The following is a 17,961-nucleotide window of genomic DNA, read 5'->3' as shown; positions in this document are numbered from 1 at the left end:
ATAAATAATAAATCCCTTGCAACACACTATATGTCACAAGGGATTTATTATGCTATTTATCATTTATCATCCGCCAGATTGAAAACAGGGTCACCATTCTGAATCGTGTATGGAAGCGAATAAGCGGGTACAAATGGTGTGTTTTCCGCTAATATATAACGGATGTCATCACCCCGTTTATAAGCATTATCATACTCATTCAGCGCCCTTGTTAAATCAATCCGGTAATCAACGTACAAATCACCTTCTTTGTCCATGACAATAGGCAGATTCTCCTGTGAGTATGGACTCGTTACATAGGGCTTGGAATCCAGTCCCAATTTTTCATAATCCAATCGGAATACACCATCAGCAATCTCTTCACCAAAAGGCGGATAGGTATGTTCAGAACGATAGACGTTCAGTCGGGTTGCTACGTCCCTAATAGTATTGGAAATCCGCAGATCAATCAGTTTAACACGCGGATCATCATCGGGGGTAATAATCGTATATTCATAAGTGCCGCCATTCTCGTATGCTGTGCCTGGTATTTCTGTCATAATATTTTCCTGTTTTAATGGCTGAAAGTCAATCAGGTGCTTCCGGAATATAGGCGTATCCTCTGATTTGGTTCGAATTGGGAGCAATCCGTCTGTTTTTTCCTGGTACTGATTGACAGCTGATTGAACTTCTTCCAACTGAGATTCATTAGGTTTTTGATTTTTCGATAGTTCATCATCCGGGTAAAGACACCCGCTTAAAAGCAATAACATAAGACTTGAACACAAAAGCAAATAATATGTATTTCTCATGGTCTAACGCCTCCTATGCTGTTGGACCGCTGAACACGATGTATATAATGATAATCGCACCAAATATCAATGCAATATAGGCAAGAGCAGACACAATCCCGGCCAGGACACCTTTTAATTTATATCTGCTGAAAAGAATCAGTCCCATAGCCACAATCAGAAGGCCCATCCCAATGAATGAAATCCACATATTCAGCATACTTTCTGACACATTATCCACTCCTCCCATCAAAACACATTCCATATTATAACATATGACATGTCCACAAACACACAAAAATCCGGAATGAAGGGGGCTGTCTTCATTCCGGCCTGACTAAATAATACCCACCGCGGACTCTATCCAAGAATGCTTGTGCGTTTTATACTATGCGCGTGTATGGATAAATGTATACTCACTTGCCCAATCATGGCTGATTTTTAAACAGGTTATTAATCGATTGCATATCTGCCGGCATATTATTTTGGGTTATCGACTCAACAATTTTGTCCTCTTTCTCTTTTGAAACAGGGCTGTCTGCTAATGTTGCCAGACGCTGTACAAGAGACCTGATCGTCTCCTCATCTGAAAAATCTGTCTGATTAAGCGAATCCGCGACTTGGTATATCGCCTGAGAACTGATATCTGAATTTTGCTGGACCTTATCAAAAAGTTTGTCATGGAACTCACTCACACGCTCGCCTCCTTGCATTATCATCTCAAGCGCATTGTATGCAAAGATAGGCGATTAAGTGTTATGACAGATAATCTGTGCCCTGGAGAGCTGAAATGTCATCTAATTCCTCACGTTTACTCCGATTCATTAGCTGATCAACAACCTCCCTTGGCTCCTGATCAGCAAACAAAATCTTATAAAGACCTTCCGTAATCGGCATCTCAATTTCCTGCTTTTCAGCAAACTGGTAAGCCGCTTTCGTGGTCCGTGTTCCTTCAATGACCATTCCCATTTGGTCTACGACTTCATCCAGTTTATGGCCTTTGCCCAGCATATTGCCGGCACGCCAATTTCTGCTATGAGGGCTTGTACAGGTTACAATCAGATCCCCCACCCCTGGCAAGCCTAAAAACGTTAATGGGTTCGCCCCGAGTGATGCACCCAGACGGGTTATTTCGGCCAGCCCTCGTGTAATCAGTGCAGCTTTAGCATTATCACCATAGCCGAGTCCATCGGATATACCGGCGCCAAGGGCAATTATATTCTTTAAAGCGCCACCCAGTTCAAGCCCTGTGACATCGTTACTCGTGTACACCCGGAATGATTCATTGATGAACAAGTCCTGTGCAAATGCTGCATTATCTGTGTTCAGAGATGATACGGTTACCGTGGTCGGCAGACGTCTGCCGACTTCTTCCGCATGACTTGGCCCTGAGAGAACAGCTATGTCCTCCGTGTCATAATTAACCATTTCTTCGCCAATGACCTGGGATACACGTTTTAATGAACCTGGTTCGATTCCTTTTGTTGCATGGATAATAACCGGCTGCTGGATCAGGGTATTATTTAATTCCTCACAAACTTCACGAATGGCTTTGGTCGGAACAACCATAACGATGGCTGAGACGTCCTCAACAGCCTGGTCCAGTTTATGAAAAGCTCTGACTTGTTCTGGAACAGGTGCGTCCAGATACTGTTCATTCCTGTGCACTGTATTAATCGTCTCTGCTTGTTCTTTGCGGTATGTCCAAAGTCTGACGTCATGTCCCTTATCAGCCAGGACAATACTTAAAGCTGTTCCCCAACTGCCCGCACCTAATACTGCTACACGTGCCATAATGACTCCCCCTTATCATTAGTCTCGTTTTCGTGCATAGATTTTAATTGGCGTTCCAGTGAAACCAAATGCATCCCTGATACGATTTTCTAAAAATCGTCTGTAGGAAAAATGCACTGAATCGGGATCATTCACAAATACGACAAAGGTTGGCGGTTTAACAGCGACCTGTGTAGCATACAGTATTTTCAATCGCCGCCCTTTAACAGTTGGTGTTGGATTCATCGCAATGGCGTCCATAATGACATCATTTAAAATGTTGGTTGGGACCCTTTTTGCGTGATTTTCACTGACTGTTTTAACAGCAGGAATTAATGTGTGTATGCGTTTTGTGGTTTTGGCAGACAAAAAGACAATTGGAGCGTAACTCAAGTATTGAAACTGATCACGAATTTTTTGTTCAAATTCATTCATTGTTTTGTCATTTTTTTCAACCGTGTCCCATTTATTAACAACGATTACAACCCCTCGTCCTGCATCATGCGCGTAACCGGCTATTTTTTTATCCTGTTCCCTTATGCCCGTTTCGGCATCAATTAAAATAGCCACAACATCCGAGCGTTCAATTGCTTTTAAGGCTCTCATAACACTGTATTTTTCGGCGCCTTCATAGACTTTGCCACGTTTGCGCATGCCAGCCGTATCAATAATGACAAAGTCCTCACCATCCTTCCGAAAAGGTGTGTCAATCGCTTCTCTAGTCGTTCCTCCCTGCTCACTGACAATGACGCGTTCTTCGCTTAATAACGAATTGACCAGCTGTGATTTCCCTACGTTAGGTCTGCCGATTAAACTAAAATGAATGCTGTCATCATCCAATGATTCGTTCTGCATTTCCGGAAAATACGTTAGAACGGTATCCAGTAAATCACCAAGACCCAAACCATGCGTCCCCGAAATCGGGTAGGGATCTCCAAATCCGAGCGCATAAAATTCATAAATGTTTTCGCTCATTTCAGGATTATCAATTTTATTGATACCCATGACGACTGGTTTATTGGATTTATATAATAATGTCGCCACTTCCTCATCGGCAGCTGTTATGCCTTCACGTCCGTTCAATAAGAATATGACGACGTCTGATTCTTCAATAGCAATTTCGGCCTGGCTGCGCATTTGAACTATAAGCGGCTCATCGCTCATATCAATGCCACCTGTATCAATGACATTAAACGTTGTTGTCAGCCATTCGGCCTCGGCATAAATACGGTCGCGTGTCACGCCAGGTGTATCATCCACAATTGCAATACGATCTTCAACGAGACGGTTAAATATAGTGGATTTCCCCACATTTGGTCTCCCGACGATAGCTACGACTGATTTTCTCATGAAAGGAACATCCTTTCTAAATCATGTAATTCATGACTCTAATTTTTTTCATGGCTTTTATTAATTCTAGCAAAAGAACGGTTGAACCACAATCATTACAGGAAGGATATTATCTGAGGGCTGCTTTTTCTCGGAAAGAAGCGTCTTACCACAGTCTTCTAAATAACCAGGTCTGATCAAGAAAAAAGCTCTTTCCAGATGGAAAGAGCTTTTTTTCTTAATGTCTGTACTTATCTAATTTTTCGCCGATGAAATCACCAAGCTGAAACCCTGACTGGTCATCATCTTTTTCATATTGTTTTACTTCTGAAGCTTCCTGTTCCTGTTCAAGCTCTTTAATACTTAAAGAAATTCGCTCGTCCTGTTCATTGACATCAAGAACTTTAACTTGAATTTCCTGACCAACTTCAAGAACTTCCTGAGGTGTGCCAACATGCCTATTGGCAATTTGTGAAATATGAACCAGACCCTCAACGCCGGGGAGAACTTCCACAAATGCTCCAAAGTTTACCAGCCTTTTGACGGTTCCATCAAGAACATCGCCGCGGGAAATCTGATCTTCAACATTCTCCCAAGGTCCAGCGAGCGTGTTCTTACGTGAAAGAGAGATCCGTTCATTCTCCTCATCAACGGAGAGAACTTCCACATTAATCTTATCTCCTTCAGCAATAACATCAGAAGGTTTTTCGACATGCTCATGCGCTAATTGCGAAATATGAACCAGGCCATCAATGCCGCCGATGTCTATAAATGCACCAAAATTGGTTAAACGCTGGACAGTGCCTTCAATTACCTGCCCCTCACTTAAAGACTGCAGCACTTCCTGTTTTTCGGCTTCCATTTTATCAAGGACAACATCCTTATGGGATAAAATCACACGGTTCTGCTCTCTGTCAAGGTCAACAATTTTGACTGATAGTGACTGATTGATGTAATCGGAAAAATCCTCAACATAGTAAGTTTCTGCCAATGAAGCAGGCATAAAGCCCCGAACACCTACATCAGCAACGAGACCGCCTTTGACAATTTCTTTAATTTCCGTTTCGAATACGTCACCATTTTCATATTTTTCTTCCAGTGTTTCCCAGGCTTGTTCGGCATCCACTGCCTTTTTCGACAGAATAATTTCATCATCGTCATCCATTTTTTTGACGTAAAGTGTCAGCGAATCGTTTTCCTGCACAACGTCACTGGCCGTTTCAATGTGCAGACTTGACAACTCGCCAATAGGTACGATGCCTTCCGTCTTGTAGCCGATATCGACAAGAATTTGTTTATCTTCCACTTTTACAACGGTTCCTGTGACACGATCTCCTATATTTAACTGGGTTATTTCGTTACTGGATTCACTCATACCATTAGCCTCCTTAAAATACATACAACAAAAAACAAAACATCCTTTTTATAACTTCTAATATTTAGGGTTATTTGTCAAGTGATGCATCCTGAGAGCGATGATTTGTTATTAAATATCCAATCTCAGTCATAATCGCTTCTGCCGCTTCTTTAGCGGATGTTTTCTTTTCACGGTAGACATCCATATTCATTGGTTTGCCATAAACAACGGTCAACTTGCCACCTGGCTTATAAGGGCCAATAATAGCGCAGGGTACAATTGCCGCATTGGACCGTAAAGCAAAAAAACCAGCGCCGGCAAGCGGTTGACCCAGCTGGCCTGTACGGCTGCGCGTACCTTCCGGAAATAATCCAAGCGTGTGACCTTTTTCTAAAATGCTTAAACCTTCACGCAGCGCGTTTCGGTCCTTCATGCCTCTCTTGACCGGAAAGGCATTAATGCTTGTCAGCAGCCTGCCTAAAATAGGCTTTTGGAACAATTCCCCTTTAGCCATAAAATGAATATTTCTGGGGGAAGTGATACCGACAACAGGCGGATCAAGGTTGGAAATATGATTTGAACAAATGATCACCGGACCGTCCTCAGGGATATTCTCTTTCCCAATCACCTGAATGCGGTACAAAGGGTAAAACAGGTATGACACGGCCGTTTTGGCTATTGGATATAGATTCATTGTGCCGCTCCGTTATCCGCCAGCACCTTGCCGGCTTCCTGTAAAATAGCTGCTGCGACGTCATTGATCGACAAATCGGTCGTATCAAGGCTGATGGCATCTTCTGCTTTAATCAGCGGCGAGGCATCGCGTTTCGAGTCAATGGTGTCTCTCTGTTCAATGTCCTGTTTTAATCTCTCAAAATCAACGGAAAATCCTTTTTGGATATTTTCCTGATAGCGCCGTTTTGCCCGCTCCTCAACCGATGCACGCAAAAATATTTTCACTTCCGCATCAGGGATTACGTGTGTTCCGATATCCCTTCCATCCATAACCACGCCTCTTTTTTGAGCCAGTTCCTGCTGTCGTTCAACCATTTCCTGGCGCACACTTGCTTGTTTAGCTATGGAGGATACATTGTTGGTTACATTTTCTGAACGGATGGCATCGGTCACATCTTCACCATCCACGAAAACATGCTGATGGTCATGATCCTGCTCAAGTTCAATGCTGGTTTCAGACAGAAGCTGGGAAGTCATTTCTTCATCCTCAAGGGAGACCTGTCTGCGAAGTGCTTTCAATGTCAATGCACGATACATGGCACCCGTATCTATGTATATAAATGACAGCTTGTTTGCAACAATCTTGGAAACAGTGCTTTTACCTGCTGCCGCAGGGCCATCTATCGCAATTGCTATTGTATCATTTTCCATCGCTCTTTCCTTCCTCTCGAACCAAACGTGCTGCCAGAAGCAGTACCGTATCGTCTGGTTCAATTTGGGTTCATCTTCAAAGCTCCCCTTTAGTAAAAGGATAACATATTTTCTTCAAAAAGTTCTACTCTTATTTAAATTTTATTCCGTCAGGTTAGTTCCTTCTTTCGCGCATCCAATTGCTTCTCAAAACAAAACCGAATGATCGTCTGCTGATCATCTTGCTTAAGCGAAGTGAATTTCAGCGATATTTTTCTTATATCTTTGTCTAAATCAAGACGTGTGACCTCAGACAAGGCATGGATATAATGATAATCACCTGCATTCATTGGCAGAACCATCCAGACTGCGACCTCTTCACCAATGTCAAATCGCTGATGTTGCGGCACAATGACGGCCATGCCGCCGCCGCTCAAATCTGACGTCACAGTGGTGAATGAATTATTAGTTCCATGAATAGCCGCATCAACTGCAGTGTTAACGCGTATAAACTGACGACGCTGTACTGTTTTGATCGAAGCGTCTTCCGGTCGGCGAACAGCTAAAGCCGGCGGATTGTCATTAATTTTCGAAACAAGTGTCGTATCAAACATATGAACATTTTTATCTGCCCCGATATATGTGACTTTAAAAGAAGTCCCTTCAGCATAAATCATTGTTTGGCTGGACTGATCATCAATTGGAAGATCAATCATTAATTTGTTTGCTTGTTGATCAATAATACGACTGCGGCAGGTTTGTGTTTCATTTGTTTCTGGATTGATTGCCTCAAGTGTGAGTGATGTGCCGATTTCCATACCATTCCTCCTTCCGTAAACACTTAAGCCTATTATGCCAAATATAGCCATGAGAGAAAAGGTTTAGGAAGTATAATTCATTTCTGTTCCATTCAATTTTTTCACTTTTTCTTCTTTGCCATCCTTTGCGTTTATATATATCAGGTATGTTTCACCATCCATAACACCGAGAAACTCATAGACAAGCACGTCTTTATTATGATCGCTGTCAATCACTGCCATGTTTTCTTCGTTAATTGTGACATCCGGGTTAACTTTTTCTTTTGCCTCATCGATACTGAGCTCGGGCTCAAGTATATCCTGCTCTTTATGATTCGAGAAATAATTCCTTGCGCTCATCCCAAGCAAATCGCCATTATCCAGGGCTATCTTCATTTCAATGGTGTCAGAATACAGCCGTACACCATCCTGATTATAGACAAATGAATAAAAGCCGACATTATCATATTGATTACTGCTGACAGCCTCCATATTAGCAAAATCGTATTGGGCAAGATAACGCTTTGCCTTCTTTAATCCTTTATTCAAACTAATATGTTTCTTGTCTATTTCACGGTCAACGATTAGTGTCAGGGGATGCCCTCCTTTTTTTGTTATGTCAAGATGGCCTTTTTCATGGTCATTTTGATACGTTACGGTGTATAAAGGAATCTCCGCACCATCCCCGCTTTCCTTCACCGATAAATTATCCGGATTGTCGGCACCGAATAGCGTTTCCCCCGTTTTAATTGCCTTTTGCTGATCGATTGTTTCACCGTCCAGCTTCTTATAATCATGCTTTTCTGCTGACGTTTTTGTCAGGGCTGAATCAACGTTGCTTTTAGCATAGCCCTGCACCTTTTTTTCTACCGTTTCAAAACCATCAATGATACTGTTACCAGGTTTTTTATCCTGAGCAGCCAGAGCCTCTTGAACATCCATCCATTCAAGACCATCATTTAGTACGGTGTGCTGAACCTGTCTTATTTCATTCTTCAGCTCCCCCGATTGCTGATACAGATTCTGCAATGTTTTAATTTCCTTATCATTAAGCGGCTTCTTATCCAAGTCGCGTACAGCTGCCTCATAAGTGAAATCACCTATATCTGAAAGAAACGCTTTTGTTTGATTAAAGGGCATTAATGTTAATGGCAGCTGGCCAGCACTGGATGTTGCCTCCGAGGTCAAACGCCATATTTCAGCCATTTGTGGTGACAGCTGATCAACTGAGTTCATGGCTAGTGCCGTCCCTATTTTATTGTGCAGCAAATCCATATGATAGGAAAGTTCATGAAAAGCACGCTGATAATTGTTTTCCGCCTGCATCATAACGGTTTCTTTTTCTCGGTGTTCCTGATATCCCCAGAATCCTGTACCGGCAATTCCCAATGCCAAAACACCAATTAAGATCCATCGCAGCATCGTTATCTGACTCCTTTTTATTTAGCAAAGATGTGTTTTCCAATTTGTTTGATTTGTGGTCGTGACCAAATCCAGTCAGACGTTGCCGTTTTTGGGTTGAAATAGTAAATGGCATGTCCTGATGGATCCCATCCATTAGCAGCATCCAGAACAGCTTTCTTGGCTGTTTCATCTGGTTTCAGCCAGATTTGTCCGTCCGCAACCGCTGTAAAGGCTCCAGGCTGAAAAATGACACCGGAAACAGAATTGGGAAAGGATGAATTCTCCACTCGGTTTAAAATCACAGCCGCCACTGCAACTTGTCCAACAAAAGATTCACCACGTGCCTCACCGTGGACGGCATTCGCCATTAACTGAATATCATTTTGTGAATAGTCTTGCGGAACATTTGATGCATTTGGCTCCGCTTTATTATGATTATTGGTGTCTGAGTTCGTGTCAGATTGATTTGTGTTTTTTTTACCTCCGTAATATGTAAAGGCGTTTCCCTTATTTAACTGTCCGTGTACGAAATCTTTGTCATAGTCGCTCGCATCAGTCAGTTTTTCTTTGGCATGTGAGCCTGCCAGACCGTCTACTTCCATGCCAAATTCATCCTGGAAGTCACGTAAAGCCCAATATGTTCCCCAGCCAAAAACGCCGTCGATATCATCTTCATAAAATCCGAGATACTGCAGCCTTGCCTGAAGTTCAATAACATCTTCGCCAGCTGCGCCGTGTTGAATAACCTGGTCAGTGAACGCCTCGGCCGATCTGGTCATGCAGGGTAATGACAAACTGATAAACACAGCAGACAGCATTATGAAAAGAGGGATTTTTTTATAGGTCATGTTATATCCTCCTGCGTGTACCCTTGTGTATGCCATTATTTTTGTACGATATAACCTTTTTATGCATTTATTTGCAGCAAAAAAAGCCTTTGCATCGAACTGATGCAAAGGCCCTGAAAACTGTTTTTAGTCTCTGATCGTTTAATTGTCTGCAAACATGCAAAAACAACTTAAAATCGTTATGTTTTGTGTGTCATAGCTCTGGCAATTATGCCACCGTGTCTGCGGCCATTTTCAATAAAAATTTCATTATTATTATAGCCTGCCGCTACAACACCGGCAACATACATGCCAGATAAATTCGTTTCCATTGTTTCTTCATGAAAGTAAGGCCGACCCGTGGCCTTGTCGACGGTGATACCAGCATTTCTTAGAAAATGAAGGTCTGGCTGATACCCGGTCATTGCAAAAACGAAATCATTTTCGACTTCCTTTGTCTCGCTGCCGATTGTATAGAATACTTTATCAGTGGTAATTTCCTGGACATGTGCATTAAATTCCATCTGGACAATTCCTTTACGGACAAGTGAAGCAAATTCCGGCAATATCCACGGTTTTATACTTTCAGAGTATTCAGCACCACGATATAATACGGTGATATTAGCTCCGGCTTTGTGCAGTTCAAGTGTTGTATCAACAGTTGAATTTTTTCCGCCGATAACGACCACATTTTTATTATGATATGGATGAGCTTCTTTGAAGTAGTGAAAGACTTTTGGCAAATCTTCACCCGGAATACCCATATAATTTGGCTGATCATAATAGCCGGTTGCTATAATCACGTTTTCCGTTGTATACGTTCGGCTGATGCCGCTCTCATTCATCGTTATAATTCTGAAATGGTAATCATCAAGAGCATGGATGTCAGTAACGTTTTCAAATGAATGGATTCGCAGATTTTGCCGGTCAGCTACCTCTCGATAATACGCCAGTGCTTGGTTGCGAACAGGCTTTTGTTTATCGGTTATAAAGGGTATTCCACCAATTTCCAATTTATCACTTGAACTGAAAAAGGTCTGATGCGTCGGGAAACGGTGAAGCGTATTGACAATATTTTCTTTTTCGATAATAAGCGGGTTAAAGCCATGCTTCTGAAGCTCAATAGCACAGGACAGACCACAGGGTCCGCCTCCGATAATGATGGTGTGTTCTGTTTGCATGCGTATGGCACTTCCTTGTTTTATAGTACGATTTAAAACGCCTCTGCAACTATACATGATAAGCGTTTTTCCGTCATCCGTTATAATAAAAAACTCAAAAAGATAACAACCCCTCTAAAAGTGCTTTAGCAAGGACTGACAGGTTTTAGACTAACGGTGAAAGATTGTTATAATTTGCTCAACGGCAGACGAAGCCATAATCGGATCACCATATTCTTTTAAACGATAAGATGTTGCAATACTTGGCGAGGAAAATTCCGACATAATGGCGATTACATTCTCCCGATTATTATGCTGCAGATCTTTTTCGTGAAGCAGCATGTAATAAGCGTTATTCATATGATATATTTGACCGCCATTAATGTTTAATGGCTCTAAATAAGCGGCAACTTGAATGACAGCTTCAAAATCATGAAAAACGAAAATCAATTCTTTACTCTCATCCAGCATGACTTTCATCTCCACGAAATCATCATCCCAGCCGGAACTGCTTCCTTTTTGCGTCACAACAACGTGCATTCCCTGGGCCTGCATTAAATGAACCTGGATTAAAAGAACGCCCTCCAGTTCAAATCCCAGTTCAGTACTCGCCTCATGCATCATATCCGTAAACAGACTTTTTACATTTCCAGCATCATGCCATAAGTCGTCTCTCGTGAAACCGCGGTCGCTCAGGTCATCAAAGGTCAAAAAAATCGTAAATTGATTATTGGATACCCGTTCAATCCGCATTAAGCATCCCCCCCCTTCTTATAAAGGCAGTCCTGTTAAAACACTGGCGAATTCCTTCACTATATCATATGCCGCTGGTGTGATTGTTGAACATTACAATCATTATTTGTATTTCTGTCATGACTATGTTGAAAAATCATAAACTTGTGCTCTCGGCTCGTACTTGGCCAGTATGTCGTTTACGTCAGATTATGTATGGCTGCCCAAGCTGTTTACATATTGACAATGGTCGACCACAACGCTTCTCCCCAAAAATAGAACGCTGTTCCAAACAACAGCAGCAGGATAGCAATAACAGCCAGCAGTCTTGTCGACGCACGACTGATTTTTAGTTTCATAGGCGACTTTGATTTATTGTGCACATTACCACGAGGCGGTAAATCAAGGATATCAACATCATCTTCCTCATCCTCGCCAGGTAAACCCTGCAGCGTGACCTGCTCCTGCTGTTCTTCTTGTTCCTGATTAGTTTGCTGGTCTTGTTCACCTTCTTCAACGTCATTCACAAGTTTTCTTAATTCATCTGCCTGGTCGGTTGATTCACTGATCCGGTTCTCCATTATCTCCCCACCTCACTTTTTGCAAGCGAATAAACACCCCTTGCACAAAATCAATGGTAAAATGAGCGACGATCGTTACCATGATATTTTCAGTCAGCATAAACAGATAACCGACATAAAAGCTTATCAATAAAACTGAAACAAGCAAAACCGGTTTATGCAAGTAGCGAACGTGAATAAGTGCAAAAATCACACTGGCAGCCATATAACCAAATTCTGTCTGGATGACACCCCGAAATAATAATTCTTCCGCTACAGCAACTGTGACGGTTAGACCGAAAATACCTTTTATAGACCGGTTTCTAAAGATTCTATCATTAATCCCGCCGTCGTCATAGTACTTTTTTGGAAAAATAGCCATAAGGAGCCAGTCCACACAAACAATAAGCAGTCCGGGCAACAGCCCATAAAAGCCCATATCTGCTATCGACCAGCTGATATAGTCAAACCAGTCACCCATTTCGTCAAATAGCAAAAAACTCAAAACAAGACCCAGACTTAACAGCAGCAGCTGCGAAAAGAATAATTGCCTCGTTAATTCCTTATCCGTCAGCTGTTTTATAATATCACTTTGTTTCACCGCTGTATTCTCCAATAAGCAATAATTTTTTTAATTTAGTTTCCCACTTAAATGACGTGTCATCTGACTGTGTCTGCACCGGGTTCCATTGGTCAAATGAGAAACCGCAATTGCTGCAGCATCCATACAATGGCTCCTTGTAATCATCCTGAAAACGGCAGTAAAGACTCTCGCGCAAGCATGTATCTTCATGAATCCAGCTAAGCATGTCCTGAAGTTTTTGTTCTTTTAAAGTTGTCCTTTTTTCGATAAATTGTCTGATTTTCCGGATGGCCTCATCCTTATTTTCTGACTGTCTCAGTAACTGGTTCTGCTCGATCATGCTATGCTGTTCCATCTGATAACGCAAAAATCGCCATTGTGTCTCATTTATCTGTAATGCTTCCAGCAATTGTTCTTCAGAAGGCAACTGAGTCTGATCGCTGTATAAAGCATACACGTTTTTGACTAAATGGTCCAAATCCTCAATCGTTGGCAATTCGTTTTCAATAATCGATCTGGGGATGACGTCATCTCCTGGTGAATAGAGTAACAGACTGACACTTGATTGACCATCACGACCAGCCCTCCCAATCTCTTGCAGAAAAGATTCAAGCTGGAGAGGAAAATGGTAATGAATCACCAGCCGAATGTTCTGTTTATTAATCCCCATGCCAAAAGCACTTGTACAGCAAATAATATCGAGTTGTTCATTCATAAATTGCTGCTGAACCGTTACCCTGTCCAGCTGATCCATTCCGCCATGATAAAATGCAATCCGGTAAGAAGGAAAGTTATCTGATAGAAACATGGTGATTTCTTCGGTTTTCCGCCTGCTGGAAAAGTAAATTAATGTTGGTACACGATAGTGTTCAAATAAATCGGCCAGGTATTTTTGTTTTTCCCTGTCCCCATTAAGGTCTTGTACCATAAAGGCAATATTGTCCCGATCCATCGGGTAAGTATGCCTGATCATCTCAGGACGATTCAAAACGGTGGTGATATCCTGCTGGACGTCTTTCGTTGCGGTAGCACTCAGCGCTAGTACAACCGGATCTTTTAATTGCTGCAAGACATTGCTAAGCCGTAAGTAGTCCGGTCTGAATTCGTGCCCCCACTGTGAAATACAGTGCGCTTCATCAATAACAAACATATCAACTGTCACATGTTCCAAAGGTCTGATAACCTCATTCTGCTGCAAAAGCTCCGGCGACAAATAAATCAGCTTGTAGCTGTCTAATTGCTGCAAAACGCGTTTCTTTTCTATCGGATGCATAAAACTGTTCAGCGCGGCTGCCTGTTTAAACCCCATGGCTTTTAATTCTTTCACCTGATCTTCCATCAAAGAGATCAACGGTGACACCACAACTGTCAGCCCCTCGAGAAGTGTTGCAGGAAGCTGATAGCAAAGTGACTTTCCAGAACCGGTAGGCAGAATTCCAAGTACATCCCGTCCGCGTAGCACGTCAGTCATAATCTCCTCCTGACCAGTGCGGAATTCGTTCAGTCGAAATTGCTGTTTTAATTGATCCTTGAGGTTGAGATGTCCCATAATACCCTCCTTGGCTATGACAGGCTGTCTGCGGCCATAACAAGTCTTATCTGGAAATAACTGATCGTTTCTCTAACCTGTTCTTTTATCGCTTTAAGTTTAAAAGATGCTGAACCTTCAATCGCTGTACGTATTTCGGCATGTTCCTCCGGCGAAACATAATCGTCAAGCGGAAATGTGTCATCATAGAGGGCGATTTCAACCATGTGATCATAAATGGTGTTCAGCTTCAAATGGCGGACGCTGGCAATCTGCTGAGTGGTGTACTGTTTGTCCAATAGAGCTTTGGTTTTACTGGCTGAATTGGTCAAGGTTGTCGTTTGCGGCAAGTCAAAAAACAATTGACCCAACAGAGGATATGCTCGCGGATTCTGCTCGATCAATGTCATAAGATAATGCAAAATACCTGTTCTTACTAAAGGGACATCAATCTGTTCCAGCTGATAACGATCAGCCAGCTGAAATCTGCTCAAACCATAGTGACCATAACCGGTCAGACTATCAACAAATATGCCTGCGTCCCTTTTTGACAGAAACTGCAGCATGTGAAAAAGCTCTCCGTACAGCTTCTGCAAAAAAATGGACTCTTGCGCTTTCCATTGTTTATATTGCTTTTTAACCCAATCTGTCACATCACGTTTATCAATAATCGGGATAAAATGAAAATAATTCATCCGGCTATTTGTCATTGTTTGAATGATCAAGAGAAGCCGTTCCCAGAATACCAGTGTTTGTCGATGGTACGCCTGACCCCTGAAGGACTGCATAACTGAATCCGTTACGCTATCTATTTGTTCCTTGCTTTTCTTGGCTGGCAATGCCGTATTATCCGGTCTCAGTATAAGAAATCCTTCTTGGACCATTTTTCGCAGCTGGTTGTCGAATGTCTCTTTTCGCAGTGCTGGATAAATACCATAGAAGTGGTTTAATTGATAAATGTGGGCATCCTGAACTGTTTGAATGGACTTTTTGCCTGTTAATAAATGATACACAGCTGAGACGCTCCGCCCATCAAGAAATGTTTCAAAACATGTTAGGACGACCGCTTTAAACAGCACGCTGACCCCTCTCCTTTACTGACAGCAATCAAAAAAATTAAGCTACTTTCATCATAACATGTCACTGACAGATTGAAACGCTGTAACCTTTCAATTAATCGTGCACAGCAAATACCCAAGAACATCAGCATTATGTTATTTCCAAGGGAAACAGATACACAGTCATAACTGTCACGTCTGCAGCGGCAGATTGATTTCAAATGTTGTCCCTTCACCACGTTTACTTTTTACATCAATGGTTCCGCCATGGGCCTCAACAATATTTTTAGCTATTGCCAGCCCCAGACCAGTCCCTTTCTTTTCGCTATTTCGCGCTCGTGATTTATCAGCCTTATAGAACCGATCAAATACAAACGGTATATCTTCTTCAGGTATGCCACTTCCGTTATCTTCTATAGCGATATTCAGCACAGTTTCAGTCCCTTCAATTGACACTTTGACATAGCCGTTATCTTTGGTATGCCGGATGGCGTTATCAATTAAATTTGTAAGAACTTGTTCGATCCGATCAGCATCGATAATGACGGCAGTAACGCTCAAATGCTTTTCGGCAATTAATTCAACATGATTGTCATCTGCCAGGCCTTTGAATTTCTTTAAAATACGTTCAATAAAGGCATCGGTATCAATTTGTTCCTTATTCAGCTGGTTACTTCCTGCTTCCATACGGGCAAGATCGAGCAATTCATTAACGAGTCTGCCCATCCTCAGTGACTCTTCCTGGATGATCTGGGCCAATTCATTCTTTTCTTCTGTTGTCTCTGCCACATCATCGACAATCGCCTCGCTGTATCCCTGCAGCATCGAGATTGGTGTCCGCAATTCGTGGGAAACATTTGCAATAAAATCCTGGCGCATTTTATCCATCTGTCTCTCTTCCGTCATATCCCGGATAACTGCTACAGCTCCGCGTATCGTTGTATGATCATATAAAGGGGTCATGATCATTACCCATGTACGGCCTTGCGTATTGATTTCCCGAATAACTTCTTTTTCATCCTGAATAACACTGCTCAATGTTTCATTCAGTGGCTCGGGTGTGATCGGATTCTCATCAGAAGACTTGATTTCCTGTTCATAATTTAGATTTTGAATGAACTGCTGTGCCGGCGGATTTGTTAACAGCATATTACCATTACGATTTAGTGTAATAACGGCATCTGCCATGGAATTGACAATGCTCGAAATTTGTTCCTTTTCCTGCCTTAACGCATTAATATGAAAATGCAGCTGTCTGCCCATTCGATTAAAAGCCATTGCCAGCTCGCCGATCTCATCATGTGTCAAAACGGGAACTTTAGTATTAAATTCACCTCGCGTTAAATCTAACGCAGCTTCCCGCATTTTAATCAAAGGTTTTGTGATTCGGGTCGACAGGAAGAAAGCAAATACGATTGTTAAAATAATCCCAATACCTGCTGCCAGAAAAATGAGTTTCGTCGTTTCCGCTTTTGTTTTGTTAACGGTTTTCAAGGACTTATAAATATAGAGAGCTCTATCCTGTCCAATTGGCGTCCCAACAACCATTGCTTCAGTACCACTATTCGGCAGGACGGTCTCTTTTTGAATACTTTTAGTTTGACTTAATACTTTCTTCAGTTCTTCATCATTTCTCAGCCAGTCGGTGTCAGCCTCATTTAAGATAGCATCAGTACTGTCCAGGGTCTCCTCCCCTTTATCACGATTCATAATGACGATCCGGCTTGTCGAATCTTTCATGAGAGTCGCATTTTTCAAAGAAAAGCCCCTATCCTCAGATTGTTCAATCATCCGGGCCATTTTACCTGCTGACTGCATCATTTCATTTTCAGCTTCACTGACATGAAAAGATTCAAAGAATTCCAATAAAAGAATCGTTAAAATAAATAATACAAAAGAAACTAGCAATAAAATAGTTATTGCTAGCTTACCGACAACACTGCGCCAAAACATTAAGCATCAGCCACCTCAAATTTATATCCGACACCCCACACAGTTACAATCATATCGGCCGCAAGCGTGGATACGTACTTTAATTTTTCACGCAAGCGTTTGACATGTGTATCAACCGTCCGCAAATCACCAAAGAATTCATACTCCCACACTTCTTTTAGTAAAATTTCCCGACTGAACACTTTATCAGGTTCTTCAGCCAAAAAACAGAGCAATTCATATTCTTTTGGTGTCAGGCTTACTTCAGTGCCATCAGCCGTCACTTCATGAGCATCGTAATCAATCGTCAGATGCGGGAATACAAGCAGGTTCTTCGTGGGCTTTTCAGCTTCCTCATAATTATGGGCTGTGACACGACGCAATACAGCTTTAACACGCAACACCACTTCTCTTGGGCTGAAAGGTTTAACGATATAATCATCCGCACCTACCTCAAATCCCCGAACCCGATTGGATTCTTCACCTTTTGCTGTAAGCATGATAATTGGTGTATTTTTTTTCTTGCGCAGTTCTTTTGCTACATCAATTCCGTCAATTTCCGGCATCATCAGATCCAGTAAAATAACATCATAATCTGTATTTAGCGCAAGTTCGAGTGTCTGCTTGCCATCTTCTGCTTCTTCAGTCACAAAATCTTCTTTTTCCAGATACATTTTAACAAGCCGGCGTATCCGGTCTTCATCATCAGCAATTAAGATTTTTGGATTTTCATCCATTTTGACGCCTCCCTTTTCAAAAGTTTTACACGCCTTTTTTTATCGCGGA

At 42.0% G+C, this 17,961-nt stretch carries 19 protein-coding genes; all 19 read right to left on the bottom strand.

The window, feature by feature from the left end; translation table 11 throughout:
• Positions 1–59: 59 nt before the first annotated feature.
• On the bottom strand, positions 60–791 hold the full coding sequence (locus ACFQU8_RS13620; protein ID WP_382361338.1) for a hypothetical protein: 732 nt from the start codon (positions 789–791) through the stop codon (positions 60–62).
• Between the two features lie 13 nt (positions 792–804).
• On the bottom strand, positions 805–1,002 hold the full coding sequence (locus tag ACFQU8_RS13615) for a DUF2768 domain-containing protein (protein ID WP_382361335.1): 198 nt from the start codon (positions 1,000–1,002) through the stop codon (positions 805–807).
• A gap of 196 nt (positions 1,003–1,198) precedes the next feature.
• Positions 1,199–1,465, bottom strand: a complete 267-nt coding sequence (locus ACFQU8_RS13610) for a stage VI sporulation protein F (RefSeq protein WP_382361332.1) — start codon at positions 1,463–1,465, stop codon at positions 1,199–1,201.
• 61 nt (positions 1,466–1,526) lie between these two features.
• The gene (locus ACFQU8_RS13605; protein ID WP_382361329.1) at positions 1,527–2,564 is read right to left on the bottom strand and encodes an NAD(P)H-dependent glycerol-3-phosphate dehydrogenase; all 1,038 of its coding nucleotides are present in this window, start codon (positions 2,562–2,564) and stop codon (positions 1,527–1,529) included.
• Positions 2,565–2,582: 18 nt separating this feature from the next.
• Positions 2,583–3,893 carry a ribosome biogenesis GTPase Der gene (gene der / locus ACFQU8_RS13600; RefSeq protein ID WP_382361327.1) on the bottom strand — a complete coding sequence of 437 codons (1,311 nt, stop codon included), beginning with the start codon at positions 3,891–3,893 and terminating at the stop codon, positions 2,583–2,585.
• A 217-nt stretch (positions 3,894–4,110) separates the two neighbouring features.
• Positions 4,111–5,247, bottom strand: coding sequence for a 30S ribosomal protein S1 (rpsA, locus tag ACFQU8_RS13595; protein WP_382361324.1), 1,137 nt, complete (start codon positions 5,245–5,247; stop codon positions 4,111–4,113).
• Between the two features lie 70 nt (positions 5,248–5,317).
• The gene (locus ACFQU8_RS13590; protein ID WP_382361321.1) at positions 5,318–5,923 is read right to left on the bottom strand and encodes a lysophospholipid acyltransferase family protein; all 606 of its coding nucleotides are present in this window, start codon (positions 5,921–5,923) and stop codon (positions 5,318–5,320) included.
• A complete protein-coding gene (gene cmk, locus ACFQU8_RS13585) occupies positions 5,920–6,615 on the bottom strand; it encodes a (d)CMP kinase (protein ID WP_382361318.1) in 696 nt (231 codons plus the stop codon). The genes ACFQU8_RS13590 and cmk overlap by 4 nt, the downstream gene beginning before the upstream one ends.
• Before the next feature lie 149 nt (positions 6,616–6,764).
• On the bottom strand, positions 6,765–7,412 hold the full coding sequence (locus ACFQU8_RS13580) for a flagellar brake protein (RefSeq protein WP_382361315.1): 648 nt from the start codon (positions 7,410–7,412) through the stop codon (positions 6,765–6,767).
• Positions 7,413–7,475: 63 nt separating this feature from the next.
• Complete coding sequence (gene ypeB / locus ACFQU8_RS13575) at positions 7,476–8,813, bottom strand: germination protein YpeB (RefSeq protein ID WP_382361313.1); 1,338 nt, start codon at positions 8,811–8,813, stop codon at positions 7,476–7,478.
• Positions 8,814–8,830: 17 nt separating this feature from the next.
• On the bottom strand, positions 8,831–9,613 hold the full coding sequence (gene sleB / locus ACFQU8_RS13570; protein WP_382361710.1) for a spore cortex-lytic enzyme: 783 nt from the start codon (positions 9,611–9,613) through the stop codon (positions 8,831–8,833).
• Between the two features lie 209 nt (positions 9,614–9,822).
• Positions 9,823–10,803, bottom strand: coding sequence for a YpdA family putative bacillithiol disulfide reductase (locus ACFQU8_RS13565; protein WP_382361310.1), 981 nt, complete (start codon positions 10,801–10,803; stop codon positions 9,823–9,825).
• 150 nt (positions 10,804–10,953) lie between these two features.
• Positions 10,954–11,535, bottom strand: a complete 582-nt coding sequence (locus tag ACFQU8_RS13560; RefSeq protein WP_382361307.1) for a genetic competence negative regulator — start codon at positions 11,533–11,535, stop codon at positions 10,954–10,956.
• 212 nt (positions 11,536–11,747) lie between these two features.
• Entirely contained in the window at positions 11,748–12,095 is a 348-nt protein-coding gene (locus ACFQU8_RS13555) for a hypothetical protein (RefSeq protein ID WP_382361304.1), read from the bottom strand.
• Positions 12,076–12,675 carry a CPBP family intramembrane glutamic endopeptidase gene (locus ACFQU8_RS13550; protein WP_382361301.1) on the bottom strand — a complete coding sequence of 200 codons (600 nt, stop codon included), beginning with the start codon at positions 12,673–12,675 and terminating at the stop codon, positions 12,076–12,078. Before ACFQU8_RS13550 ends, ACFQU8_RS13555 begins: the two co-directional genes overlap by 20 nt.
• A complete protein-coding gene (locus ACFQU8_RS13545) occupies positions 12,662–14,206 on the bottom strand; it encodes a RecQ family ATP-dependent DNA helicase (protein ID WP_382361298.1) in 1,545 nt (514 codons plus the stop codon). The genes ACFQU8_RS13550 and ACFQU8_RS13545 overlap by 14 nt, the downstream gene beginning before the upstream one ends.
• A 14-nt stretch (positions 14,207–14,220) precedes the next feature.
• Entirely contained in the window at positions 14,221–15,264 is a 1,044-nt protein-coding gene (locus tag ACFQU8_RS13540; RefSeq protein ID WP_382361295.1) for a helix-turn-helix domain-containing protein, read from the bottom strand.
• Between the two features lie 171 nt (positions 15,265–15,435).
• The gene (locus ACFQU8_RS13535) at positions 15,436–17,196 is read right to left on the bottom strand and encodes an ATP-binding protein (RefSeq protein ID WP_382361292.1); all 1,761 of its coding nucleotides are present in this window, start codon (positions 17,194–17,196) and stop codon (positions 15,436–15,438) included.
• Positions 17,196–17,912 (bottom strand): response regulator transcription factor, encoded by a 717-nt coding sequence (locus ACFQU8_RS13530; protein WP_382361289.1) that lies wholly within the window; start codon positions 17,910–17,912, stop codon positions 17,196–17,198. Before ACFQU8_RS13530 ends, ACFQU8_RS13535 begins: the two co-directional genes overlap by 1 nt.
• Between the last annotated feature and the right edge of the window lie 49 nt (positions 17,913–17,961).

The sequence above is a fragment of the Lentibacillus kimchii genome (assembly GCF_042666895.1).
In the GTDB taxonomy this organism is placed as follows: Bacteria; Bacillota; Bacilli; order Bacillales; family Amphibacillaceae; genus Lentibacillus; species Lentibacillus kimchii.
This window is presented reverse-complemented; position numbering and strand designations above follow the sequence as displayed.